This is a genomic window from Peribacillus sp. ACCC06369 (genome assembly GCF_030348945.1).
GTDB lineage: Bacteria > Bacillota > Bacilli > Bacillales > DSM-1321 > Peribacillus.
Map to the genome: position 1 here is coordinate 2,009,512 of NZ_JAUCEN010000002.1, position 24,766 is coordinate 2,034,277.

General features: G+C 38.0%; 25 protein-coding genes and 2 pseudogenes. 20 read left to right on the plus strand and 7 right to left on the minus strand.

All coding sequences use genetic code 11. The annotated features are described in order from the left end of the window. Positions 1-106 precede the first annotated feature (106 nt). Positions 107-1,482: pseudogene (locus QUF78_RS10730) on the minus strand (aminotransferase-like domain-containing protein). Positions 1,483-1,642: 160 nt separating this feature from the next. Here QUF78_RS10730 and QUF78_RS10735 point away from each other — a divergent pair. The 10 genes from QUF78_RS10735 (at position 1,643) to QUF78_RS27820 (ending at position 10,460) form a co-directional block, all read left to right on the plus strand. Further along, the gene (locus QUF78_RS10735) at positions 1,643-2,545 is read left to right on the plus strand and encodes a DMT family transporter (RefSeq protein ID WP_289324629.1); all 903 of its coding nucleotides are present in this window, start codon (positions 1,643-1,645) and stop codon (positions 2,543-2,545) included. 169 nt (positions 2,546-2,714) lie between these two features. Then, a complete protein-coding gene (locus QUF78_RS10740) occupies positions 2,715-3,332 on the plus strand; it encodes an FMN-binding negative transcriptional regulator (RefSeq protein ID WP_289324630.1) in 618 nt (205 codons plus the stop codon). Positions 3,333-3,601: 269 nt separating this feature from the next. Beyond that, positions 3,602-4,456, plus strand: a complete 855-nt coding sequence (locus QUF78_RS10745) for a MurR/RpiR family transcriptional regulator (RefSeq protein WP_289324631.1) — start codon at positions 3,602-3,604, stop codon at positions 4,454-4,456. Positions 4,457-4,683: 227 nt separating this feature from the next. Beyond that, entirely contained in the window at positions 4,684-6,168 is a 1,485-nt protein-coding gene (locus QUF78_RS10750) for an amino acid permease (RefSeq protein ID WP_289324632.1), read from the plus strand. A 148-nt stretch (positions 6,169-6,316) separates the two neighbouring features. Next, positions 6,317-7,147, plus strand: a complete 831-nt coding sequence (locus QUF78_RS10755; RefSeq protein WP_289324633.1) for a GNAT family N-acetyltransferase — start codon at positions 6,317-6,319, stop codon at positions 7,145-7,147. Positions 7,148-7,255: 108 nt separating this feature from the next. After that, positions 7,256-8,371 (plus strand): o-succinylbenzoate synthase, encoded by a 1,116-nt coding sequence (gene menC / locus QUF78_RS10760; protein WP_289324634.1) that lies wholly within the window; start codon positions 7,256-7,258, stop codon positions 8,369-8,371. Positions 8,372-8,761: 390 nt separating this feature from the next. After that, positions 8,762-9,145 (plus strand): YkvA family protein, encoded by a 384-nt coding sequence (locus tag QUF78_RS10765; RefSeq protein ID WP_289324635.1) that lies wholly within the window; start codon positions 8,762-8,764, stop codon positions 9,143-9,145. 200 nt (positions 9,146-9,345) lie between these two features. Further along, positions 9,346-9,774 carry an Rrf2 family transcriptional regulator gene (locus tag QUF78_RS10770; protein WP_289316855.1) on the plus strand — a complete coding sequence of 143 codons (429 nt, stop codon included), beginning with the start codon at positions 9,346-9,348 and terminating at the stop codon, positions 9,772-9,774. A 185-nt stretch (positions 9,775-9,959) separates the two neighbouring features. Next, complete coding sequence (locus QUF78_RS10775; protein ID WP_289324636.1) at positions 9,960-10,139, plus strand: hypothetical protein; 180 nt, start codon at positions 9,960-9,962, stop codon at positions 10,137-10,139. Positions 10,140-10,241: 102 nt separating this feature from the next. Next, entirely contained in the window at positions 10,242-10,460 is a 219-nt protein-coding gene (locus tag QUF78_RS27820) for a hypothetical protein (RefSeq protein ID WP_353957905.1), read from the plus strand. Between the two features lie 319 nt (positions 10,461-10,779). On the opposite strand, the gene QUF78_RS10780 is transcribed toward QUF78_RS27820, so the two are convergent. After that, positions 10,780-12,213, minus strand: a complete 1,434-nt coding sequence (locus tag QUF78_RS10780) for an aldehyde dehydrogenase family protein (RefSeq protein WP_289324637.1) — start codon at positions 12,211-12,213, stop codon at positions 10,780-10,782. A 27-nt stretch (positions 12,214-12,240) separates the two neighbouring features. Continuing rightward, positions 12,241-13,875: an acetolactate synthase large subunit gene (locus QUF78_RS10785; RefSeq protein WP_289324638.1), complete on the minus strand. Its 1,635-nt coding sequence runs from the start codon at positions 13,873-13,875 to the stop codon at positions 12,241-12,243. Between the two features lie 817 nt (positions 13,876-14,692). Here QUF78_RS10785 and QUF78_RS10790 point away from each other — a divergent pair. The 10 genes and pseudogenes from QUF78_RS10790 to QUF78_RS10835 all read left to right on the plus strand — a co-directional run bounded on the left by QUF78_RS10790 (position 14,693) and on the right by QUF78_RS10835 (position 20,015). Then, a complete protein-coding gene (locus QUF78_RS10790; RefSeq protein ID WP_289324639.1) occupies positions 14,693-15,094 on the plus strand; it encodes a YybH family protein in 402 nt (133 codons plus the stop codon). Between the two features lie 188 nt (positions 15,095-15,282). Continuing rightward, positions 15,283-15,603: a sulfurtransferase gene (locus tag QUF78_RS10795; RefSeq protein WP_289324640.1), complete on the plus strand. Its 321-nt coding sequence runs from the start codon at positions 15,283-15,285 to the stop codon at positions 15,601-15,603. Positions 15,604-15,614: 11 nt separating this feature from the next. After that, entirely contained in the window at positions 15,615-15,875 is a 261-nt protein-coding gene (locus tag QUF78_RS10800) for a metal-sensitive transcriptional regulator (RefSeq protein ID WP_289324641.1), read from the plus strand. 205 nt (positions 15,876-16,080) lie between these two features. Beyond that, positions 16,081-16,560 (plus strand): DsrE/DsrF/DrsH-like family protein, encoded by a 480-nt coding sequence (locus QUF78_RS10805; RefSeq protein ID WP_289324642.1) that lies wholly within the window; start codon positions 16,081-16,083, stop codon positions 16,558-16,560. A gap of 27 nt (positions 16,561-16,587) precedes the next feature. Further along, the gene (locus QUF78_RS10810) at positions 16,588-16,953 is read left to right on the plus strand and encodes a rhodanese-like domain-containing protein (protein ID WP_289324643.1); all 366 of its coding nucleotides are present in this window, start codon (positions 16,588-16,590) and stop codon (positions 16,951-16,953) included. A gap of 21 nt (positions 16,954-16,974) precedes the next feature. Then, positions 16,975-17,271 carry a rhodanese-like domain-containing protein gene (locus tag QUF78_RS10815; protein ID WP_289324644.1) on the plus strand — a complete coding sequence of 99 codons (297 nt, stop codon included), beginning with the start codon at positions 16,975-16,977 and terminating at the stop codon, positions 17,269-17,271. A 54-nt stretch (positions 17,272-17,325) separates the two neighbouring features. Beyond that, entirely contained in the window at positions 17,326-17,898 is a 573-nt protein-coding gene (locus tag QUF78_RS10820) for a sulfurtransferase TusA family protein (RefSeq protein ID WP_483313842.1), read from the plus strand. Positions 17,899-17,905: 7 nt separating this feature from the next. After that, positions 17,906-18,027: pseudogene (locus QUF78_RS10825) on the plus strand (DsrE/DsrF/DrsH-like family protein); the annotation flags it as partial. Between the two features lie 48 nt (positions 18,028-18,075). After that, positions 18,076-19,209: an MBL fold metallo-hydrolase gene (locus QUF78_RS10830; protein WP_289324645.1), complete on the plus strand. Its 1,134-nt coding sequence runs from the start codon at positions 18,076-18,078 to the stop codon at positions 19,207-19,209. Between the two features lie 587 nt (positions 19,210-19,796). Next, positions 19,797-20,015, plus strand: coding sequence for a hypothetical protein (locus QUF78_RS10835; protein WP_289324646.1), 219 nt, complete (start codon positions 19,797-19,799; stop codon positions 20,013-20,015). A gap of 52 nt (positions 20,016-20,067) precedes the next feature. Here the strand turns inward: QUF78_RS10835 and QUF78_RS10840 are convergent, their stop codons facing one another. From QUF78_RS10840 to QUF78_RS10855, 4 genes are all read right to left on the minus strand, one after another. Beyond that, the gene (locus QUF78_RS10840; RefSeq protein ID WP_289324647.1) at positions 20,068-21,615 is read right to left on the minus strand and encodes a polyamine aminopropyltransferase; all 1,548 of its coding nucleotides are present in this window, start codon (positions 21,613-21,615) and stop codon (positions 20,068-20,070) included. A gap of 234 nt (positions 21,616-21,849) precedes the next feature. Further along, positions 21,850-23,208, minus strand: coding sequence for an IS1182 family transposase (locus QUF78_RS10845; protein ID WP_289323635.1), 1,359 nt, complete (start codon positions 23,206-23,208; stop codon positions 21,850-21,852). Between the two features lie 314 nt (positions 23,209-23,522). Further along, entirely contained in the window at positions 23,523-23,936 is a 414-nt protein-coding gene (locus QUF78_RS10850; RefSeq protein WP_289324648.1) for a DUF350 domain-containing protein, read from the minus strand. 17 nt (positions 23,937-23,953) lie between these two features. Continuing rightward, complete coding sequence (locus QUF78_RS10855) at positions 23,954-24,667, minus strand: DUF4247 domain-containing protein (RefSeq protein ID WP_289324649.1); 714 nt, start codon at positions 24,665-24,667, stop codon at positions 23,954-23,956. Positions 24,668-24,766 lie beyond the last annotated feature (99 nt).

Sequence of the window (24,766 nt, forward strand, 5' to 3'; positions counted from 1 at the left end):
TCTCAAATGATTGCACAACTTCTAAGTCACATAAACAAACGTTTTGATCATATTTCTTAAGCGGCATAATCCTGTGATGATACCCCCAATTTTAAACTTACCCATACTAAATGAGTAAAAAGTTATTTGGAGTAATATGATTTTTTCTACTGTCAATCAAAGCAATACAGTGAGCCAATCGCTCTACCCCTGGTTTAATTTGGCTTTCGTTCACTTGAGAAATACTTAAACGAACGAGATTTTCCTTTTTATATTCAGCTAAAAACATTCTAGATGCATCATCTACATATATATGCTGCTCATTTAGCATATGAACTACCTGTTTTGCTTTCACATTTTCGGGCAAACTGATGGATAGATAGAAACCTGAAGTCGGTTTGGAAAAAGAAGTATTAGCCGGCAGCAATAATTCACATGCTTCTTGAAGAAGTTGCATTTTAGTACGATATACCTCTTTTACTTTTTTGAGATGGCTATTAAACATACCACTTTTTAAATAGATTTCTAGCGCACCTTGAGAAAGTGCTGAACTATTAAAATCCGAACTGAATTTATATCGTAAAAAATTGTTAATCATTAATGCAGGAAGAACGACAGTACCAATCCTTAACCCTGGGAGAAAAATTTTCGAAAGGCTTTTAATATAAATCACTCGCCCAGAAGGATCAAAAGAAAATAAAGGATCTGATTTTGGATTTGGATCAAGGTCTCCTAAAATATCATCCTCCACTATATACACATCGTATTTTTCAGCTAACTCAACGATTTTCTTCTTTTCGCCATTCGTGTAAGAATGTCCAAGTGGATTGTGAAATCTCGGGATAATATAGAAAAATTTTATATCATTATTTCGAAAAATGTATTCCAGACGATCAAGATCAATCCCTTCCATCGATAATTCAATCCCAAAAGTAGTAGCTTGATGCAGATTGATGGACTCAATGAATCCGAAATAAGTAGGCTGTTCAATCAGAATATTGTTTTTCCCATTTGGAAATGGCATAGAAACCAATAAATTAAGGGCTTGCTGCGAGCCAGACACAACGACTAGCCTTTCAGGTTGAGTGAACACCTGTAAATTTTGCAAATATTTCACTAACTGTACTCGTAGTAAGTAAAGCCCTTGTTGATCAGAGTATGTAAAAAGCTCTTCTTTATATTGGTCAATTGCTTGATTCATACAATGTTGAAATTCCACATAAGGCATAACATTTTTATCTGGACCTGCAGACAAGAAATCAATCACCTCATTTCTTCCGTCGCTTTTTGAAATTCATTCACAACATAGTAGCCGCTTTTAGGAACAGAATAAATTAAATGCTCCTTTTCAAGTTCGGCGTATGCTTTAATGACTGTATTTTTGCTACATGAAAAATACTCGGATGACTGACGAACAGAAGGGAGTTTGCTACCTGCAATTAGCGAACCTTCTGCTAGTCGAAGCTTAATTTCTTCCATTATCTTAATATATTTTGAGTTCATTTATTGATCCCCTTTCAACTGTACCAGGACAGATAGGTAAAAAAATGGTTTATTTTTATTGTAAGTACTCATAGTATGTTAATTATATCAGAACTGTTTTTAAGATAAGTAAACGATGGTACAGATATGATACAAAATATAAAGACTGGGGTTGGGTAAGATGCAGGGAGAAACCAGAGCGAAATTAGGATTGTTTTTGGGATTAGTGGGTGTCATTTGTTTTAGCTTAACGCTCCCTGCTACAAGTATTGCTGTAGCGTATTTTGGGACTACGGTCGTCGGTTTAGGAAGAACAGTTGTTGCTGCTATTTTAGTAGCTGTGGTATTGATCGTTCGAAAAGAAAAACTACCTTCTTCAGGGCAATTTAAAAGTCTACTTATTGTTGCTGTTGGTGCAGTTTTAGGATTTCCTCTCCTCACTTCTTGGGCAATGGAATCCTTGCCTGTTTCTCATGGGGCTGTGGAATTAGCCCTGTTACCGTTATCAACAGCCGGATTTGCTATGTTTAGGGCAGGTGAAATCCCTTCTCGCAAATTCTGGGTTTCAAGTATGATCGGCTCTTTAGCTGTCATTATGTATGCACTTCATCTTGGATTCGGACAATTACAATTTGCCGATTTAGCTTTATTGGCAGCAGTAATTATACTGGGACTTAGTTATGCAGAAGGGGGGAAATTAGCGAAAGAAATAGGTAGCTGGCAAGTGATTGCTTGGGCAATTATGATTGGTGCTCCATTTTTCATTATTCCAGTAGGGCTAAACCTTACAACTGATATGCTCCATGCCCCTTTACAAGCTTGGGTAAGTTTAATTTATCTCGCAGTGGTTAGTCAATTTCTAGCATATGTTGCTTGGTATAGCGGAATGGCTATGGGAGGAATAGCAAGAGTTAGTCAGATTCAATACTTACAACCATTTTTAATGATTCTATTTGCAACAGTATTTCTAGATGAATCCATCACATTTTTCACTCTTGGAATAGCAGTGATTGTTGTCTTTTCTGTTATATTAGGCAAAAATGCTCACGTATCAATAAAAGGAGCTGTATCAGAGAAAAACTAACTGCATGTTCAATTCAGATAGCTAAATATGAAATGAATCGTATGGCATATAGCTTATGGAACGATCGAATTGTAATGGGTGTTGTCATGAATAATGAGGATTGTGGTTGAAAAACGGTTATCTTATATAAATCTTAATGATAAGAAAAAATTCTAAGTGGAGAAAAAACATGTATATTCCTGCACATTTTAAAATTAATGACGAAAAACTTGCCTTCGATATTATGAGGGAACATAGTTTTGTGACTCTTTTTTCTCAACATAATGGAATACCTTTTGCGACTCATTTACCATTAATTTTAAACAAGGATAATTCATACTTATATGGACATTTTGCTCGTCCTAATCCTCAATGGAAAGACATCAAAAATCAAACCGTCTTAGCTATTTTTCATGGTCCGCATTGTTATATCTCCCCATCATGGTATGAGACGAATAATGCCGTACCAACATGGAATTATGTGACCGTTCATGTTTACGGAGAAGTCGAACTGCAAGAGGATGAACATGAGTTAATGAGCTCTCTACATGATATGGTGTCGAAGTACGAAGCTCCTGACAGTTCATACAGTTTGCAAGATGTAGATCCTGTGTTTCTCACTGGCATGAACAAAGGAGTTCAAGGATTTAAAATGAAAATCAATAAAATAGAAACGAAAGCAAAGTTAAGTCAAAACCATCCATTGCAAAGACAAGAGCTGATCGTTAATCAACTGGAACAGATTTCAAATACAGATGAGCAACAGATTTCACTTTTAATGAGAGGAAACCTAAAAAAACAACCTTGAATGGTACTGCACTAGCGGGAGTGTTGATCCAGTATGGATTAACGCTCTTTTTGTGGAAAAAACTTGATCATAATCAAAATCTGGTTTCCAAAACTTAATACGATCTTAATGACAAATTTGTTGCCGTGACTGATATTAATAATTATCAAAAAAATCTAAAAACTTCTTCTTTTTCTAATTTAGTTGTGATAATGTATAAAATATAGAAGTATTAACTTCAACATTTTTTTATAAAGAAGTATTTAATTCATCAGAATAGGAGTTATATTATGGAACATCTTCCTTTTAAATTATTAGTGAAAGAAAAATTTCACCATTTATCGACAGGTCAAAAAAAAGTTGCCGCTTACCTGATTGAAAATTTGGATGAAGCCGCCTTTAAAACGGCTTTTCAAATTGGTCGGAAAGCGGAGGTTAGTGAAACAACGGTCATTCGGTTTTCCTATTCATTAGGATTTGAAGGGTTTAGTAAAATGCAGGACAGAATTCAAAAACAGCTGCTGCACCAAACTCAAATAGATATGTCCAATGGGGATGCCATTCTCCGCATGGATGACAAGCAAGATCCATTTACCAAAGTGATAGAAAACGAAGTACATATTTTACGACATCTATTAGATCATACGAACGTTCAGGATATATGGAAAGCAGTCGATGTCCTGATAAAGGCTGACCAAATATTAATTGCAGGGCATCGGATTTCCCATGCTGCCGCCTATTGGTTCTCCTATACGCTAAGTTCATTAAGGGAAAATGTAAGTTTATGTTCACCAACAGGTGACTTCTATGAAAAGTTTTGTAATCTCACTGACAAGTCTGTTTTAGTTGTTTTTTCCTTTCCAAGATATGCGAATGAAACATTAAAAGTTGCTGAGTGCGCCAAAGAACAAGGAGTTTGTTTAATCTCAGTTACAGACCGCCTCCTGTCACCTGTTGGTCGTATCTCTGATATTGCACTGACAACTGAAGAGAACGCAGAGACCGGAACCAATTCAATCGCTTCCGTTATTAGCTTATTGGACTTGGTTATTGCAGGCATACATGATAAAGACGCAAAACGGATCCATACCCATCAGCAAAAATTAGAAAATCTATATTCAAGCTATGAAGTGTTTAATGAGTGAGTTTTAATGAAGTTAAAATTCATGTAAAGGAGGTGAATATACAGCCCAAAATCCTAATATTACAGCAACCATGATAGGTTTAGGCTGCGATTTAACGCCTGGTCTGCACCATCCTGATATGAAATTTAATCTAGGTTATTTATGGAACGAATATTTTAATTAACACAGTAATTATGGCGGCAGGAGAATAAAATTTTTCACTTTAAAAATTAATGAAGGGGTGTTTTATGGGAAATATCGCACAAACATCACAAACCGGTGGCCAAGCAGCTACTGATGAAAAACAACTGGAGCGCAAGCTGAAACCAAGGCATCTTTCCATGATTGCAATCGGTGGAACCATTGGAACGGGACTATTTTTAGCAAGCGGTTCCATCATTCATACCGCGGGTCCTGGAGGAGCTGTAGCTGCCTATATAATTGCCGGAATCATGGTTTTCTTTCTGATGACAAGTTTAGCCGAAATGGCTGCCCTTATTCCTATTACAGGCTCTTTTAGTACCTATACATCAAGGTTTGTCGACCCGGCATTAGGATTTGCGATCGGATGGAACTATTGGTATAACAATGCAATCGTAGTCGCTCTTGAATTAGCAGCTTCCTCCCTGATTATGAAATATTGGCTGCCTTCTGTTCCGGGCATCATTTGGAGCGCATTATTTCTTGCAATCATATTTGGCCTGAATATTTTATCGGTAAAAGGATATGGAGAATCAGAATTCTGGTTTGCCATAATAAAGGTTTTGACGATTATCATTTTTATAGCAGTAGGGCTATTAATGATTGTAGGAATCATGGGAGGGGATGCCGTAGGTTTTGAAAATATCACCAAAGGAGAGGCACCGTTTAAAGGAGGCTTTTTATCCGTTATAAGCGTCTTTATGGTGGTTGGGTTTGCCTTTCAAGGCACCGAGTTAGTAGGAATTGCGGCCGGGGAGAGTGAAAACCCAAGCAAAAATATTCCCAAGGCTATTAAGCAAATCTTCTGGAGACTACTCTTGTTCTATGTTTTGGCGATAATTGTGATTGGATTTTTAATCAGCTATAATGATCCGCGTTTGTTAAGCTCGGATATTGAAGATATTGCGGTAAGTCCCTTCACTCTAGTTTTTCAAAACGCAGGGCTTGCCATCGCTGCCTCCGTTATGAATGTGGTAATCCTTACTTCGGTTCTTTCTGCAGGCAATTCTGCCATGTACGGAGCTTCTCGTGTCCTTTGGGTGCTTGCGAAAGAAGGAAAAGCCCCTTCGTTTCTAAAAAAAGTGAATGCAGGCGGCATTCCAGTGAACGCTGTGTACTTTTCTACCATCGTTGGGATGGCAGCTTTTCTAACCTCTCTTTTTGGTGAAGGCACTATTTATACTTGGTTATTAAATGCTGCAGGATTATCCGGCTTTATATCCTGGTTAGGAATTTCGATTACACATTATCGTTTCCGGAAGGCGTATATTGCACAAGGAAGAGATTTGAAAGATTTGCCTTATGTATCAAAATGGTATCCATTCGGTCCGATATTAGCCACAATTTTATGTGTAACGGCTATCCTGGGACAAAATTACTCTGCTTTTTTCGGCCCTGAGATTGACTGGTATGGAATTTTAATTTCGTATATCGGGCTTCCGTTATTTTTCCTGGCTTTTCTAGGCTATAAAATCTTTAAGAGAACAAAAATGATTCCATTGCAAGAGGCTGATTTCAGTAAAGTGGAATAAGTTCTATGGAAAGTATTCCATTTAAAAATAATGTATTTAAATGATAGCTTCAGTGCCTAGCGACGACAAGCCGTCAGCTGTGAAACTAACTTTGCCATCTTATGGTTGGGTTTATCAAGGCACTTGTGCTATTCCAAGGAGGATGACCATGACGAAAACACAGGAAATTGTAATTCGTTCCCTTCATCGAATTGAAGAGCTAGAGGACGTAAGAAAGCTAGAATCTACCATTTGGGGAGAAACCGATTCAACCCCCTCACACCAAACCATAACAGCTGTGAAAAACGGTGGTTTGGTTTTAGGAGCTTATATGGAGGAGCAGCTGGTTGGATTTCAATACAGCTTTCCGGGATTCAATGGGCAATCAGCCTATCTTTGTTCACATATGCTGGGTATAGATGTGCAATTTCGCAACAAAGGAATAGGGGAAAAGCTAAAGCTGGCACAACGTGAGGAAGCGATAAAGCTCGGCTATTCCGTTATTACCTGGACATACGATCCGTTGGAAAGTGTTAATGGGTATTTAAATATAGCCAAGCTTGGTGGGGTCTGTTCTACTTATATCGCAAACTGCTATGGTGAAATGGATGACCTGTTAAACAGTGGAATTCCTACAGACCGCTTCCTTGTCGAATGGCATATTGGAAAGCAGGAAACAACGGATTATAGAGAACCGGGAATCGCGCTGGACTATGTGATGGATAACTCGCTAATTCAATGGGATACCGATAAAAAAGGATTACCTGTTCCTTCTCTCACTCTTCCGTTGCCTGAACAGGAATGTGGCACAGCTTTTGTGGCCATTCCAAAGGATTTCCGAACAATAAGAGACACAAATATTCAAGCGGCCACTGAATGGCGAATGATAACTAGTGAAATTTTCACCAATCTATTTCAGCAAGGATGGCAGGTAACAGATTTTATAAAGAATTCTAAAACAGAAATTCCCGTTCATTTTTATGTACTCTCATTAAAATAAACTAGTTAATTTTAATGAGAGTTCGAAAATTCAGGCTGCTGTCAGCCTTAAATACAAAATGGTAAGACTGTTATTTAACGGTTTTATAACCAAAAGGAGAATTTTCTAATGAAAATTAAACAAGTTATTTTGAGGCATCTGAAGCTAGACTTGCTTCAACCTTTTACAACTAGCTTTGGGACGGAATACAATAGGGATTTTATCCTTGTTGAAGCCAAAAGCGATGATGGCATATCCGGATGGGCCGAATCTGTTGCGATGCTCGACCCTCTTTATAATGAAGAAACCCTTAAAACAAACTGGCACATACTCGAAGATTATCTAATTCCAATTATTCTAAAAAACGAAATCCGGCATCCTGATGAAATCTCCGAAAAATATTTTTCTCATATTCGCGGTAATTATATGGCAAAAGCTGCTTTAGAGGGTGCTGTTTGGGATCTGTATGCGAAAAGGCAAAATGCTTCTCTATCGAGTGTGTTAGGTGGAACAAAAAAGGAAATCGAAGTGGGGGTAAGCATCGGAATAAAGGACTCGATTGATTCGACTCTAGATATGATCGAGGCTCGCCTCGGTGAAGGCTACAAGCGTTTTAAACTAAAAATCAAACCGGGCTGGGATGTTGAATTAATAGACAAGGTCCGAAAAGTATATCCTGAAATCCCTCTCATGGCAGATGCAAATTCAGCTTATACCTTACAAGATTTAGACCGGCTATCCGCCTTGGATGAATTTAATTTAATGATGATTGAACAGCCGCTTGCCTATAACGATATCATTGACCATGCAGATTTACAGTCAAGGCTAAAAACACCTATTTGTCTGGATGAAAGCATTCACTCATTAGAGGATGCAAGGAAAGCGATTAAATTAGGCAGCTGTAAAATTATTAATATCAAGATTGGCCGTGTCGGAGGTTTGACTGAATCCAAGAAAATCCATGATTTATGTCTTGAACATGAAATTCCACTTTGGTGTGGGGGGATGCTAGAATCCGGCATCGGAAGAGCGCATAATATCGCAATCACATCCCTGCCAAACTTCACTCTTCCTGGAGATACCGCAGCTTCCTCCCTCTACTGGGCAGAAGATATTATTGACCCTGAAGTTACAGTGGAAAACGGAATGATCAGGGTTCCAGAATTGCCCGGAATTGGCTATGAACCAAGTTTGGAAAAAATTAATAAGTATACTATACATAGTCAAACTTATAATTTAAGTTAGAATAGGGTTTGAAAGATACGTCTAGGGCAGTTTCTTGGTTCAACATCAGTTTCCTTTCATTAAAGGCATGATTCCCTAAAAAGGGAACATGCCTTTTTATGTAGTGAGGGGTATTTCTATAGTTTATCGTACTAACTTTTCTTCCTTCTTATCTTGATAAATAGGAATCTCTTTTTGGCTTATAGGACTATGTATATTTGATATATTGAGTCTTTTATTTTAACTAAAGTCGAATTCCTTAATGACCTAATGGAGCTTTAGCTTAAGATCGGGGCTGTCCTTAAGTCAGCTTATGCTATCTTCATTGAGAGAGGTTAGGGCAATAACAATCTTTTGTAAATCTTACTTTGTTATAATGGTAATAAAATCTTAACCATTATAGGAGATAAGATGCTTAAGGAAATTAAGACTTGGACGAGAAATTTAAAACGACAGATTTTTATCCTTTACTTTGCTTGTAAAGATGAACGGGTGCCTTGGTATGCAAAAGTGTTTACGGCTTGTGTTGTAGCTTATGCATTCAGTCCGATTGACCTAATACCAGATTTTATACCGATTCTTGGTTACTTAGACGATGTAATTCTCGTGCCATTAGGGATAATTATTGCATTAAAGATAATACCAAAGACTGTTTTAAACGACTGTGAATGTAAGGCAGAAAAAATGATGAAAAACGGTAAGCCAAAGAATTGGATAGTCGGTTCAATAATAGTATTGATTTGGGGCTTAATTTTAATATGGGCAATTATTAATATTTATCGCTTACTCAACTAACAGGTGCTATACTTCATGACGGAGGAGCTGTTCATCGGCTCTTATTTGTATGCAGCTATCGGGGCAGGAAAGGTGAAGAGGTCCTAGGTGAGTCGGATTTGCGAATAGAGGAGATCAATACCTTGTTATTGATCTCCTCTTAAATTATAATCAATTACAGACATTGAGGGTCTTTAATGTATTTATAAGGGAGAGAAACCATGAAATATTCAAGAGCCACAAATTATGCTTTACACACAATGGTATATTTAACTATAACTCCAAAGGGAAAGTCTATTGGAGTAGAACAATTAGCCAAATTACAGGAGCTCTCACCAACATACCTTTCTAAGATTTTAACAAAGCTTGTTAAAGCAGGACTAATTGAATCCAATCCTGGTGTTAATGGCGGATATAGTATAGTAAGACAATCTCATGAGATTTCTTTTTTAGATGTAATTCATGCAATCGAAGGTAAGGCAACTTTATTCAATTGTTCATTGGAACATGAGGTTTTTAATAATGAAGATTGTTTAATTGAAAATGTGATGATTGAAGCAGAAAAAAAGATGAAGGATGAACTAAATAATAGATATATTATTGATATTGCTAAACAAATCAAATCAACAAAGAATCATGAAGGTTTATGATTCTAATTTTTTATACTAATTATAGATATTAAGTGTCTGTAAAACACTTAATTTAATCATGGGGTGAAATGTGGGGACCCTCTTGATTAGTCATCCAAAATGCCGGGATGCCTGCTGTTAATAAAGATATAGGGCAGGTGAGTATTGTCGGGCATTGCATAATCAAACGATGGAGGCGATAAACAATGGTTCCCACATATGATACCTTATTTGAGATGGTTCAATCTTATTATCGAATTAAATTGGGCGAAAAAGAGGCATTACTGCTTGTGATCGGTGCAGGTGGCGGAAATGAAATTCGGCATGGGGACCATCTAACCCAAAATGATCATTCACTGGAGTTGATCCTCTTGAAAAGTGCTTAAGATTGCTGAAAATAAAGTAGTTTAGCTAGGCTTGGAAAGTCGCGTCAGACTCTTGACGACTTACCACTTTCAGACTCGAAGTTCGATGCGGCAAGTTGTATCTTGGTTCTTCATTTCATTGATGATGAACAAGAGAAGCTGAAACTACTCCGAACCATTAAAGGTAATTTGAGATCAGGAACTCCTTTCGTTCTCGTTAGTGCGTACGGAGACCGAGGTGATGCAGAACTTCAAGACAGAATAAATGTTTGGAAAACCTTTTTTGGGATGCGAGATACAATTCATCCGAACTTGACGAGCTTGTTAACAAAAGCATTATGAAAATCTCCTTTGTACCTGAAAATCATATTGAAAGGCTATTGGCAGGAGCCGGCTTTTCGAATATAACCAGATTTTATTCTACTGGACTTTTTGCGGGCTGGATTTGCCAGGCTGAATGATTTATTGTAAATAACAGCGATGAGTTAACCCTATAGGGGTACAGGCAGGAAAATCCGGATTTGCAACGTTAAGGAAATAATAATTTCTGATTGTGCCCATTAATAATACAATAAAAACATTAATTTACGACAAAACAAGAAGACGAAATCTTTAAGATATCGCCGTCTCATATACTACGGGTTTATAATTTCCCCTATGTTCATTTGTCGCTTATTTTAAAGCTGATAAACTTTTGCTCCATCATTTCATGCATCGCATATTTGACGCCTTCTCGGCCAACACCGCTGTCCTTCCAGCCACCATAAGGCATATTATCAATCCGATAAGTTGGGATATCATTGATTACGACTCCACCTGTTTCCAATCGTTCCGCCGCATAAAAAGCTCGTTCTATACTCGGTGTCATCACTCCTGAATTCAATCCGTAGCGCGAATCATTTGCATCATTGATGGCTTCATCCAACGTATCGAATGGGTAAATGCAGACAATTGGACCAAATACTTCGAAACGAAATACCTTTGAGTCACGATTTACATTGGTTAAGACGGTAGGCAATAGTACATTGCCCTCCACTGTACCGCCGCACTCAATTTTTGCTCCTTCCTGTACTGCCTCGTCAATCCAACTTTGTAACCGTTCCAATGATTTTTTTGAAATAACCGCTGTAATATTTGTACTTTCCTCCAGTGGGGGACCGATGACAAGCTGTTTTGTTGTACTTACGAATCGATCTAAAAATTGTTGATATAGTGATTTGTGGACATAAATTCGTTGAATCGAGATACACACCTGCCCATTATTCGTAAATGAACCCATCACACTTCTTTGAATAATTTTATCGATGTCGACTCCTTCATCAATGATGAACGGCGAATTGGATCCGAGTTCAAGGGTAAGCTTACGGAAGCCTGCCTGCTGCTGGATAAGGTGTCCGACCTCTACACTGCCTGTGAAAGTCACTTTTTTTACATGTGGATGGGTCGTCAAGGCTTCACTTAAAACATCCCCTTTGCCCGGTATGATGTTCAATACTCCATCTGGCAACCCTGCTTCTTTAAAAATATCGGCAAGAACCAGTGCACTCAACGGGGTTTGTTCGGCAGGTTTTAACACAATCGAATTTCCAGCCGCAATAGCTGGACCAACTTTATGGGCTACCAGATTAAATGGAAAGTTAAATGGGGTAATCGCTGTAACGACGCCAATCGGGGTGCGAACCGTGAAGCCAAAACGGTTTACCCCACCCACTGCCGCATCCATCGGGATTTGTTCTCCATAATTGTTCTTTGATGCTTCTGCAGCAAAACGATAAGTCTGAACCGTACGATTCATTTCTTCACGAGCATTTCGAATCGTTTTCGCCGCCTCTAGAGAAATGATTTTCGCAAGTTCTTCACTGCGTTCTTCCATGATTGCTGCAGCTTTAAATAAAATTTCTGCTCGTGCATGAGCCGGGTAGGATCGGTATTTCTGAAAAGCGGCATTGGCCTCAACAATCGCTTCAACGGCATCCGCTGGTTCAGCCTGTCCAATTTGTGCAATTTCTTCGTTTGAATGGGGATTATATAATGGCTCATATGATTTAGCCTCCCGCCATTTACCACCAATCCACAATTGCCACTTTTTCTTCATCTGAAATCCCTCCAATAATATCTGCTTTTATAATTTACAAATATAATCACCTAGTGTTTTCGAGAGCTTTACATTTTCCGAATAATCGACATCCACATCAATCAAGACAATTTCCTGACTCGAAATAGCTTCTTCTAATGCATGAAGCAATTCATCGGAGTGGGTTACTTTCACTCCTTTAACCCCAAAACTTTTTGCGAACCCTAAAAAGTCTGGGTCTGTAAATTCAATCGCATTCGTACGATCAAATTTATTCAATTGCTTCCACTCAATTAGGCCGTATTTTGAATCATGGAAAATGACTATCACGAAAGCAAGACCTAGACGTTTTGCAGTTGCCAATTCAACCCCATTCATCAGAAATCCACCATCCCCTGTAACCGCAATGACAGGTTTATCAGGTTTTGCCAGTTTGGCTGCGATTGCGCCGGGAATGGCAATTCCCATCGATGCAAAGCCATTGGAAATGATAGTGTGATTAGGCATTTCCGGCTGATACATCCGGGCAATCCATAATTTATGGGCACCCACATCCGAAATGACAATCGCATTACCCTTTTCCGCCCTTTTCAAATCGGCGATAATTCGCTGAGGGATGATAGGGCTTCCTGATACATCATCAGAAGAATGAAATTGTTCAATGATTTGAGACCTTAACTTTTTCACTTCTGGCCAAAGCTCTTTTTTTGCTACACCAGTGGTCAAGGCTTCAAGTGCCTCCGTAACGTTCCCGACCAACTCAGCTTGAACGGGGTAATAAGCATCAATCTCAGCCGGTCGAGCATCAATATGAATAATCGGATTCATTGCCTCATCGTTCCAATACTTTGGCAAATACTCGACGAAATCATAGCCGACGGTGATAATAAGATCAGCCAAATCAAACCCGCATAGAACATAATCCCTTGCTTGCATCCCTACTGTAAAAAGGGTCAATGGATGGTTAGAAGGTAAAACTCCCTTGGCCATGAACGAATTCACAACGGGAATTTGCTTCTCTTCTGCAAATTTCCGTAAGGACTCAGCAGCTCCATCGCGGACTACGCCATTACCAGCTAGAATAATAGGCTTTTTAGCACGATTTATTAAATCGACGGCTTTTTTGATTTCTTCCTCGGCTGGGCGGGATCTAGGCATTGGTGTAACCGGAAGAGGTTCACCTTCTGTATCCATCATCGCCACATCTTCCGGGAGTTCTATATGAACAGCTCCCGGCTTTTCTATGACAGCAGTTTTAAATGCTTTACGGATAATTTCCGGAATCGTATGCGGCACCTTAATTTGTTGATTCCATTTCGTTACTTCATTAAAAACCCCAATAATGTCCACATATTGATGCGACTCCTTATGAATTCGATCAAGGCCCGCCTGACCAGTAATCGCAACAACAGGGGAATAATCCAGATAAGCACTTCCTATCCCTGTCAATAAATTAGTTGCACCCGGTCCCAATGTGCCCAAACAGACGCCGGGCTTTCCAGTTAGCCGGCCATAAATGTCTGCCATAAAAGCTGCAGCTTGTTCATGATGAACCAAGATAAATTTAATATCAGAGCTTATTAGAGAATCAATAAAATCTGTATTTTCCTCACCAGGTATCCCAAAAATATACTGAACCCCTTCATTCTCTAAACATCTTACAAACAAATCAGATGCCTTCAAATTATTCCCTCCTCGACCATTTCAATTTCTTTCCCTATATGTTGGCTTTGCCTACTAGAAATTATGTATTTGCGTATATTAAAACCAATTCGAACATTTGCAACTCTGTATAAAGAAATTCAGGTTCAAGTAAATGAACCTCAATAGTCATAACTAGGTTGGGTAAAATGGATATCGCAAGTCGATTAATTATCATCTCATTTATTACTGTTGCACTTGTTGTAATAGCACTTGTCCTTTTCCATATCAATTTATTAATATTTGACCGAAATCAGAAGCATCACGCCATACTACGGAATTATCCAGAACTAGGCAGGGTGCGCTATTTTTTTTAGAAAAAGTCGGACCGGAATTTCGGCAATATTTATTTAACGAGGAAACTGAAGGGAAGCCATTTTCAAGGGATGACTACGAACATATTGTTAAAAGCGCAAAGTATAGGCGATCTACTAGTCTTAATGAATAATTAAAATTATTTCTTTGGAAAAATTTTAACGCTGGAAAAGAAAAACAGTGGATTATGATGGTAGCAAAAAACTCAAGCACCAATTAAAAATAGTACGGGCAGAAGTATATCTAGAGGAAGTGCGGAAGGGTTCTCTCGTGATACCAGGGTCATTTCCTGGAATTCACAGTTCATGTCGTGAGTTGAATCTTAAACATAGAAGAGATGGCACCACTGTATTTCATTCTTACTGTTCATTACACTGTTTATTTTTCTTATTCACTTTATGAGCAGGATAACCCAACAAGGCAGTCGAATATCCATTAGTATTAGTCGGGTCTCATGTGCGAGAGGTGGAATAGGAGGGTGAATATGCAAAATCATGAACTGGAACAAGTCATAAAAAATGCAGACAGGGCAATAAATAACGAGGATTTCGATCATTTGATGGAATTCTATTCAGAGGATGCAACTTTAATTGTCAAACCTGGAACATTCGCAAAAGGGAAAGAAGAAATACGTCGGGCATTCGTTGCTATCGCTGATTACTTTAATCATAGTTTAATAGTCAATCAAGAAAAGATGGCAATAATCGAAACGGGTGATACGGCATTGGTTGTGGCAAAAGCCCAGCTTAGTGCCAATCAAAAAGACGATTCCGAATTCTCTATGGAAAGAACCGCGACATATGTATTTAAAAAGGATTCCACGGGTACATGGCGCTGTATAATCGACAACTCTTATGGTGCTGAAATAATTGAAGAATTAAAGTAATTAGTGAAAGCTGCCGTACTAGGTGGCTTTTATTTTTTTAATAAAAGTATGAATTAAACGGCTTGACAATATACCCCCATAGGTATAATATGAACTCACAAGTTAAGAACACATAAATTCACGAGTAAAATGTCCAAACTCACGAGTAAATCGTGCAAACTTACGAGTAAAGCGCACAATTCTAGTCATTGCTTATAATAATCTTCGTTATTTTGGTCCTGTTTACGTATAAACTATATGTACCTGTTAAGGACATTCCTTGTCAAAAGAATGAAGTACAGGATGCCATTTTATTGGATATAAGGGCTTTTAATCATAAGTGTGATGATGTCGATAAGGAGGTTTTGAATATTCCTTATGCCTATTTGAAACGTTTTAATGAAGTAATCCCACATGAAAACATTCATGTAATTGCTTCTGATAAATTGGAAGTGAACTTGGGGCTGCGCTTCTTAATTGGCAAAGGAATTAAGGTAACCAGATTAGTGATTGTCTTTGTAAATAGATAGGTGGGTAGAGTATGGAATATGATAAAAGCGTCATTAATCGCTTGAAGCGGATTGAAGGACAAATTAAAGGTGTTCTTGGAATGATGGAGCAGGGGAAAGATTGTAGGGAAATCGTCATTCAGTTATCTGCTTCACGTAATGCCATCGACAGGACCAAGGGCGTTATTGTAAGTGACAATCTTGAGAAATGCGTTCGGGAAAACGTCGAGAAAGGCGAAGGCACTGAACATCTAGTCAATGAAGCGGTTGAGTTACTGATTAAAAGCAGGTAAAAGAATTTGGCATCGAGAAGGTAAATGGCAAAACATTCGAAGTGAATGAAGGTTTGACTCAAATCAATCATGGACCCAATTAAATAAAGAAAACCCTATTCCGTTCATTTTTTAGTTTATAGGGATGACGAACTATATTTTTTGGCAAAATTTATACCCCTTAGGGTATAAATGAAATTAAATATCATTCAGGGGGAACACATATATGACTGAAAAGAAAAGAACGACGATCATTTTATTTAGTGGTGATTATGATAAGGCAATGGCTGCATATATCATTGCCAATGGTGCGGCAGCTTACGATCATGAAGTGACCATCTTCCATACATTTTGGGGATTGAATGCTTTAAGGAAAGATGAGTCGATGATATTAAAAAAAGGATTTCTTGAAAAAATGTTTGCAAAATTGATGCCCCGTGGTTCTGACAAAATGGGTCTATCCAACATGAACTTTGCTGGAATGGGTCCCAAAATGATCAAACATGTGATGAAAAAACATAACGCCATGTCACTCCCGAATTTAATTGAGTTGGCCCAAGAACAGGAAATCAAACTAATAGCCTGTACGATGACAATGGATTTATTGGGCTTGCAGCAAGAGGAATTATTGGATGGAATTGAGTATGCTGGTGTTGCGGCTTATTTAGCTGAAGCAGAGGATGGAAATGTAAACTTATTTATTTAAATATGGGTACAGGAGGGATTAGGCTAAATGGGAACTATATTTAATATCATCATATTAGGTGTCATCGTTTGGTTTCTATATCAGCGATTTGTCCCGGTAAAGGGGATAAAAAATATAAATGCGACTGAGTTAAAAGCGGAGTTGAATTACAAAGGAGATAAGCAATTCATTGATGTCCGTACGCCTAATGAATATAGGGGCAACCACATTAAGGACTTTAGAAATATACCTTTAAACGATCTTGGCAAAAGGGCGCAAGAACTTTCAAAAGATAAAGAAGTAGTTGTGATCTGCCAAAGCGGGATGAGAAGCAGTCATGCAAGTAAAGCATTGAAAAAACTCGGATTTAAAGAAGTCACCAACGTAAAAGGCGGCATGAGTTCTTGGCGCTAATAAAAGGAGGGTCTCCAAAAGATGAAAGAAATTTTACCGGATGAAGTGAAGGCATTATTGAAGGGAAACTCGCCAGTCCATATTATTGATGTGCGGGAGGTCGATGAAGTAAAGGCAGGGAAAATACCAAATGCTTTGAATATCCCGTTGGGGCTAGTGGAATTTAGAATGCAGGATCTGGATAATTCAAACGAGTATATCATGGTCTGCCGATCAGGGGGAAGAAGTTCAAGGGCTGCACATTTACTAGAGGATCATGGATATAAAGTGGTGAACATGATGGGAGGTATGAATGAATGGGAAGGTCCCATAGAATAATTTTTAAATCTAAATATACCCCCACCTCTATTTTAATAAAAGGAGGAAATAAAAATGATTAAAACAAATTCCGTTTTGGATGCTAAAGGTTTAGCTTGTCCAATGCCAATCGTAAAAACGAAAAAAGCCATGAACGGATTGGAAGCAGGGGAAGTGCTGGAAGTTCAAGCGACTGATAAAGGGTCAACTGTCGATATGAAAGCCTGGGCGGAAAGTACAGGTCATCAATATTTGGGTACCGTTGAAGAAGGAACCACACTAAAACATTATCTTCGGAAAGCAAGCGGAGAAGAAACAGAATTGAAGAAGCATGAAAAAATCATTTCAAATGAAGAACTTCTACAAGTATTGGAAGAAAATAAAAATACGATCATCCTGGATGTACGAGAATCTGCAGAGTACGCTTTTAATCATATTCCTGCAGCTAAATCCCTACCATTGGGTGAATTGGAACAACGTATGGGTGAACTGGATAAAGAGTCAGAGATTTTCGTGATTTGCCGAACTGGCAGCCGAAGTGATCTTGCTGCACAAAAACTGATGGCAGCTGGATTTGAACAGGTATTCAATGTTGAACCTGGCATGAGCCAATGGAGTGGTCCTATACAAAAATCCGTAAATGAATAAAAGGGTGTGTCAAATGACCATGGACGTTTTGGCATGGAAAAAGTAGTTTTCGTTGACGGCATCGAAGTGGGTGGAGCGGTCACATTTTTAGAGTTCGCTATAGATGCTGATGTTACATTAACCTTTTAATGAAGGTAAAAATTTTTGAAATATTAAATACTATAAGGGGTATGAAAGATGACGTTTAAGCAAATGACAGCCGCTGAGGTAGCAAAGAAAGTAATCAATAAAACGGACTTATTCATCTTGGATGTTCGAAATGAAAGTGACTTTAATGATTGGAAAATTGATGGACAGAACTTTGAATTTCTCAATATCCCTTACTTCGATCTACTGGATGGCGTAGTAGAAATTCTCGATCAAATTCCGTCCAATAAAGAAATCCTGGTAGTATGTTCAAAGGAAGGCTCATCTATTATGGTAGCTGAAATGCTATCTGAAGCTGGATTGGATGTTTTTTATTTAAAGGGCGGCATGAAAGCATGGAGTGAACACTTGGAACCAGTGAAAATCGGCGAGTTGACCAAGGGGGGAGAAATTTACCAATTTGTTCGACTAGGTAAGGGCTGTTTATCTTACATGGCCATTTCCAATGGTGAAGCTGCCGTTATTGATTCTACTAGAATGATTGATGCATACCTAGATTTCGCCGATGATATCGGGGTGAAAATTACGCATGTTCTTGATACGCACCTACATGCCGATCATATTTCAGGTGGAAGACGAATAGCGGAAATAACAAATGCAGCTTACTGGCTGCCGCCAAAAGATGCGGCTGAAGTAACTTTTGAATATCAGCCATTAGAAAGCGGTAAAGTGATAACGATTGGTCATACATCGTTTGATATCCAAGCATTATATTCCCCGGGCCATACCATTGGATCCACTTCATTTGTGGTCGATCAAAAATACTTGCTTTCCGGAGATATACTATTCATCGATTCCATTGGCAGACCGGACCTAGCTGGATTGGCTGAGGATTGGGTTGGAGACTTGAGAGAAACACTGTATACACGTTATAGGGAATTATCAGACGAGTTAATCGTATTGCCATCTCATTTCATGATCATCGATGAAATGAATGAAGACGGAAGTGTCGCTAAAAAGTTGGGTGCGCTGTTTGCAGACAATCATGGATTGAACATTGCCGATGAAACGAAATTCAGAGCGCTGGTAACAGGTAATTTACCGCCTCAACCAAACGCTTATCAAGAAATTCGCGAAACCAATATGGGGAAAATTGAACCTGATTATGAAAAACAGCGCGAAATGGAAATCGGACCAAATCGCTGTATCGGAAATGGACGATAACCAAGAAACAAAGGTAGATGATATTGCTCTAGTATGTGCTAACTGCCACCGTATGCTACACCGTAAACGACCGTGGTTATCAAAAAGTGAACTAAAGCAACTACTACATATGCAACGGTAAACAAAAGGCCATGATTTCATAGGGTCCATGGCTTTTCCTATATAATAATAAGTAAATTTATATACTAATCTTAAGTAAGAAGCTGTCTTATTATAGTGTAAATAAAACCTATGTTTCAACTTTCGTTTAGGTTTCAGCTAGGTTCAGATTGAAGGAAGAAGATTTCTGAAAAAAAAGTTCACATCACTGCCCCCATCATTTCGATTTAAAAGTGAATATGAAATAAATATTCAAGAATCACTAAATAAAAATGTTTAGTGTGGAAAAGAGTTGCTGAAAGTGTTAATACATATCTACCTAAAGTCTAATTCATTGAAAGATATTTGATTTATGAAAGATCTGTTAAACACTTAAAAATCAAGGGTTTGATAAATATAATAATGGTGGCAAGTTGGTGGCAAAACACAATCAGTATATAGAAAAAGGTCATTCTGTGCATTCCTTTTTGTAATGGGTTACTCCTTATGTGAAAGAGGCTGTCGTAAAGACTGATACTCAAATTGTCGTCGACGGTAAAAAATATATGTTAAAAGGTATAACAGATTTGGACATCAATTTAGAAGAGAAGAAAATTCAGTATGGCTTAGACATAGAGGAACCTGAAAAAGAAAATGATGATCCTGAGGTCGTTTTCAAAGGAGTCATTGAGTCGATTTTGACCCATAAAGGGAAAGATACTAACTAATAAAAACAATATTAAAAAAGAACTAGAAGTATAATCTAGTTCTTTTTGTTTTTTAATAATAATCCCAAGCGTTTTCATATAAGTCGAGAAGATCTGGTCTATTTAACGAATTAACGGGGATATCAACGTGCTTCCCCTTAATGGTTATATCTTGATCTTCATCTTTGCCAAAATAAAAGAGGGATGCAATCATTTCATTCGCAAGATAGGTTGTTTTCACTTCTAGCTTAATATTTACAACATCAAACTTTTCCCTGGATGCTAGTGTGAAGCCCCAGTTTCCAAACGAAGGAATATCTAAATGATAATTATCAACATATAACCCTGTGGATTTCACAGTGTTACTAATCGTCCAATAAGCGGCTGTAGCAAATACAGGGGAAGTAGATTGAATAGAAACAAGGCCTGTTGGTGTTAAGTGGTTTCTAACTAAACTGTAGAATTCCCAAGTATAGAGTTTATTTAATGATTCGTTATTTGGGTCAGGTAAATCGACAAGAATTACATCATATAGGTCATCGGCACTCTTTAAATAATTAAAGGCATCTTTATTAACGATATGTACTTTTTTAGAGTGAAATGAGTTTTTATTTAACTTAGTCAAAAGAGGGTTCTCTTTGGAAAGATTGGTCATTTCAGGATCCAGGTCAACCAGTGTTATTTTTTGAACTTCTTTATACTTTAATAACTCCCTTGTAGCCAATCCATCACCACCACCAAGAACCAATATATTTGTTTTCTTGTCGGAAAGAGACATCGGAATATGAACCAATGCTTCGTGATATCTATGTTCATCAGACTCAGCGAATTGGAGTTGTCCATTTTGATATAAACGTAAATCACCGGTATCTTTAGTCATAATAATCTTCTGGTATTTAGTATCTTTAGAAAAAACGATAGGGTCTCTATAAAGCTTCTGTTCCAATGTATGTGCATACTTCTCACCATACAAAAATCCTAAACCAATAACGACCGTTAATAAAATCCCCATCAGTCTTATATAGTTTTGTTTGATCTCTTTTTTAAAGGCAAAGCTTATCCAGAGGGCTACTATAATATTAATAAAAGCGATAAAGAATCCGGTCTTGATTAGTCCTAGAGTAGGTTTTAACCAAAAAGCAAAAGCAACTGTCCCTAATAAACTACCTACATAGTCCCACCCCAACACATTCGCAGTCGATCCCTTTAAGTCAGAATCAATTTCTTCTGATTTACGAATAAGTAAGGGTACTTCTAATCCAGTAAGATAACCGGTGATAATAATTATTACATATAAAAATACTTTGGCTGTTCCATCACCGAAATTTGCTTGTATGTAAAAAACCGAAAAGATGGAAAAGCCACCTATTATAGCAATCAAGTATTCGGTTATAACGAATTTAGACATTAAGTGTCGATGGAATTTACCACTATGCATAGCACCAATTCCCATACCGCTTAAAAACAATCCAATCGTTAAACAGTAAAATAATGTGGAATCACCGAAAAGATAGCCACCAGCTGCTCCATAAAGTACTTGGTACACAATTCCACATATCGATACAATCCCAGAAGACGTAAAGATTCTTCTTTTTTGTATGTGGTTTTCTCTCTCTGTCATAATGTTCTCTCCTTAATGCTTTATCTATATTTATTATATAGATAAAAATCTATAGCAAAAAAATAAATAAGAATAATTCCATACCAAACAAAGAAAAAAGAATCTGAAAGAATTCAGATTCTTCAGTTTGTAGACAAAAGGGGTTCGGAATTAAAAAATTCCGAACCCCTTTTTGAGATTCCCTTTGAATTTTTGCCTGAAGTTAGGAGATTGGGGCTCTACGAGCCCACTATGTTAGGCCATTTTTGGACCTCGCCATGTCCAATTGGCCATCTTCTTTAAATTAATGGCAGCGAAAGTAAGCATCGCCTGCATCGACAATTTTTTAAGTCCCCTTAAAGTTGTCCAACGCATACCATGCTTTTCTTTTGCATCTGCGAATACACGCTCAATCGTTTCTTTACGTTTCGCATATATAGTTTTTACATCTTGATGATGACGCAGATGATCTGCTTCTTCCACATGTGTTTGCCAAATATGCCGTGTCACCACTTTTTGATGGTCTTTGCTTTCTGTACACTGAGATAAAAATGAGCATGTCGCACAAGTGTGTTTGGGTGATTTATACTCGCGATAGCCCTCTTTATTGGTTGTTGAGTACTTTAATAGCTCTCCCGAAGGACAAAGGTAACAATCAAAATGTTCATCGTATACATAGTCCTGTTTGCGGAAAAATCCTTCTTTGGTGCGAGGACGTGTATAAGGTAAAGCCGGTATGATTTCTTTGTTAAATAGGTAGCTTGTAATCGCTGGTGTTTTATAAGCTGCATCTGCGGCAACGGCTTCCGGTTTTCCAACTTTCTCAATCACTTGTTCAACTAGTGGCTCTAAGATCTGACTGTCATGTATATTTCCAGGTGTTACAATCGTTCCCAATACAAAACCGTTGCGGTCTGCGGCCGCATGGAATGAATAGGCAAACTGTTTTGTTCGTTCATCTTTCACATAGTAGCCACTCTCAGAATCCGTTGTACTTTCTTTAATCTCTTTGGTCTCTTCTTTATCAAATTTATCTGATGGAAAAGGCTTCTTTCCATGTTTTTCACGATCTTGATTGATTTCTTCTTGAAGACGCCCTTGATACGCTCGTGTTTCTTTACGAACGATTTTCTTTTCAAATTTCCTTTTATTCGCACTGGCTTTCACATGTGTGGAATCCACGAAAACGTGTTCAGCACTTATTAACTTTTTATTAGCAGCTGTCATTAAAATGCGATAGAAAATCTGTTCAAACAGGTCTGTATCTTTAAAGCGTCGCTCATAATTTTTCCCGAACGTAGAGAAATGAGGTACTTTATCATGGAAACCATAGCCTAAGAACCAACGGTAAGCCATATTGGTTTCAACTTCTTCAATCGTTTTACGCATGGAACGAATACCGAAGGTATATTGAATGAATGTCAGTTTAACTAAAATAACTGGATCAATACTTGGGCGTCCTACCTCTGAATACATCTCTTTCACCAAGTCATAAATGAAAGTGAAGTCAATGGCAGCCTCCATTTTACGAACCAAATGGTTCAGTGGCACCAGTTGATCTAACGTAATCATTTCAAGTTGATCTCGCTGAATAGAATCATGTTTAGAAAGCATCCTCATCACCTCAAGTTTTAATACTTCTATTTTAAAACAAAAATGACTCCAGGCAAAAGTGTTTATCTAAAAGGTAAGACAAAGTTGATTGGAACGGAAGGTACGAGACTCCTGCGGGAAAAGCGCGTCTAGGGGAGACCCCGCAGGCGAAAGCCGAGGAGGCTCCCCGACCGCCCGCGGAAAGCGAGTGCCTGGAGTGGAAAATCAACGGCCAAATTGTACAACTCATAAAAAATAGACAAACTCGATTTTCATCGAGTTTGTCTACAGTCTGAAGAATCTGAAAGAATTCAGATTCTTTTTGTTTTTAATACTTATGAAATGGCTCCAGATATGATAAAGGATATAGCCAGGGAAATAGAGGCTGCAATGATTCCAACCGATACTTTCCCTTTTTCGATTTCTTTTCGAACATCTAATTTAGGCGTAGCCATTTCAAATATAAAATAACCGACTACCATCAAGATAAATCCAATAATGCCCCAGACAGCTGCACCCAATAACGAATCGTTTGTGTTGACCGCAGCGCTCATAATATGTGTAATCCCTAAGATCTTTCCAGCAAATTGAATAGCAACAGCGATATTCCCATTTCGTATAAGTTCAAAGTCTTTGTAAGGGGTAAGTTTTGCAAATATCCACATACAAGCAATGGACACCAAACCCAATACGACAAAATAATATAAGGTTAATAGTACTTCCTGTACATCTATAATGTTTTCAAACATATCTAATATCCTCCTTGTTATTTACCAGTTCCCGGACCACCACCACGAACAGCAGCACCATTACGAATGCCATCCGAATTCGATGATTTTTTTACGTTGCTTGCCCCACTATTTGACGAAGTACCCGTAGTAGGTGGATTCCCACTGTTACTTGAGCTCGTACCAGTAGATGTCGTAGATGAAGAACCGGATGAAGTATATTCGTCGTCCTCATCTTCTTCATCCGGCAAAACATTATTGGTGGGGATACTAGTGGTGGCCTTGTTACGAAAAGCCTTGTTATATCCCTTATAACCGATCCTTTTCTTTTTAGAGTCTGACTTATTCCAACCATATAAAGCAGTAGCAACTCCCAATACTCCGAGTGTTTCCATAAGAGGGAAGTCATAGCTATTTTCAGCAAAATCCTCTTCAACCACTTCTATAATCGTGTTTTCTGGGTTTTCATCATCTTTCATAATATGTACAACTTCTTCGGGCGAGTCTTCTGGGTATAGAAGAAACATCTCGTCCTCACTCTTTTTGGATGAATGATCGGGTTGAGCATTCTTTTGAATCTCCCTTACTACCTGAGAAACACTTTTACCCTCGGCCTGATAAACAGTCCCATAATCCCCTAAATCATTTTCAATCGTGTCGATTTCTTGATAATTAGAAGAAATAAAGGGCTGATTTCCACAAGCAGCTAAAAATACGGATAACGAAGTAATTATGATGGCGATTTTCTTCATTATTTTCCTCCCTGATTATTGTCTTTTATATAATAGTATATTCTTATAATAAAATCTTAAAAAAATAAATAATGGTAAAAAAAATTATAGATTATTGGA